The sequence below is a fragment of the Streptomyces sp. T39 genome (genome assembly GCF_008042045.1).
GTDB lineage: Bacteria > Actinomycetota > Actinomycetes > Streptomycetales > Streptomycetaceae > Streptomyces.
The window spans coordinates 1-1,508 of record NZ_RDBP01000274.1 but is presented as its reverse complement, the minus strand read 5'-3'; the positions used below and the strand labels follow the sequence as shown (position 1 = coordinate 1,508).

General features: G+C 75.0%; 1 protein-coding gene and 1 pseudogene. One reads left to right on the top strand and one right to left on the bottom strand.

Going from position 1 to position 1,508, the window contains the following annotated elements; translation table 11 throughout:
* Window positions 1-259: pseudogene (locus EAO77_RS38225) on the bottom strand (lipase maturation factor family protein); the annotation flags it as partial.
* 295 nt (window positions 260-554) lie between these two features.
* On the opposite strand from EAO77_RS38225, the gene EAO77_RS38220 reads away from it, so the two are divergent.
* Window positions 555-1,508 (top strand): DUF6777 domain-containing protein (locus tag EAO77_RS38220; RefSeq protein WP_147992852.1); only part of this gene is annotated, 954 nt, incomplete at its 3' end.

Here is a 1,508-nt window from a genome sequence, read left to right as displayed (position 1 = left end):
CCAGGGCGGCCGACAGCAGCGCGCCGGTCCAGGCGACGGAGGCGAAGAAACGGTCCGAGTAGTGGAGCCGGAACAGCGTCGGCGCCGTCCGGGCCGGCACCCGGCGCAGATGGTCCGGCACCGGGAGCATGCCCCGGGCGCCGATGAGCGCCCGGAACTGGAGCGCGGCCGACACGAACGCGATCACGTACACGACGGCGAGAGCCCGCTGGAACACCAGCCGGCTCAGCCAGTAGGCGTTGTCGCCGAACCACTCCATCCCTCCCAGTATCGCGGCCCGCCGCGGCACGGCGGCGCGTGCCCGCCGAATGGCGGCGGGCCCGCACCCGGCGCCGTCCGGCGGGCACGCRCCGCTGCGGCGCGTCCGCACTCGGCTGACCAGTGCGGACCCGGGACCGCCGGGCAGCGGCCGGACGCCCCGGACCTCTGGGCCGTCCGTGTTCAAGTCGCGGCGCCTCTGTCGATCCGTCAGAAATGGAGGAACACAGAACACGAAGACACCCTCAGGGCGTGCGGCGCGGGACAACGGAGTGGGAGACGTGGTGCGTTCACCGATGCATCGTCTGTACGCGGCGGCCGCCGCGGTGTGCGTGGGCCTGCTGGCCACCGGATGCGGCGGCGGGGACCGGGAGGCGGCGACGGGGGAACTGCTCCTCCAGGCGCTCGCCGCACCCGGCCCCGACCCCTTCACCGCATCGACCGCCCGTTCCTCCACCGCCTTCACGCCCCCGCCCGTGACCCCGGCGCCCAAGAGCCCCTCCGGCAACGGCACCACCCTGCGGACGATCTCGGGCTCCACCCCCGGCCTCTACGCGGGGGCCCAGGAGACCCCCGGCTGCGACGTCGAGGCGCAGGTCCGCCTGCTGGCGAAGGACAAGGCCCGCGCCCGTGCCTTCGCCGACGGGGCCGGCGTCGAGGAGGGCGACATCGCCTCCTTCCTGCGCGGACTGACCCCCGTGCAGCTGCGCGCCGACACCCGGGTCACCGGCCACGGCTACAGCGACGGCCGCGCCGCCGCCCACCAGGGGGTCCTCCAGGCCGGTACGGCCGTGCTCGTGGACCAGTACGGATCGCCCCGCGTGCGCTGCGCCGCCGGCAGCCCGCTGCGGCAGCCGATCGCCGTCACGTCCGCCGTCGTCCCCAAGGGCAGGCCGTGGTCCGGCTACCGTGCGGACCGGGTGATCGTCGTCAAGCCCGCCACCCAGGTCGTCAACAACCTCCTGATCGTCAACCTGGCCGACGGCAGCTGGATCGAGCGGCCCACGGGCACCGGCGGCGAGGAGGACGCCCGCCCCGAGGTGCTGCCGCCGGTGGACGCCGCCGAGGTCTTCTCCGACCTCTCGCGCACCGGCTCCGCGGGCACCGGCGCCGGCACCCCGAGCCCCTCCGCTGCGCCCGCCGAGCCCGAGCCGCTCGATCCAGCTGCCGTCGGCCAGGTTGACGATCAGGAGGTTGTTGACGACCTGGGTGGCGGGCTTGACGACGATCACCCGGTCCGCACGGTAGCC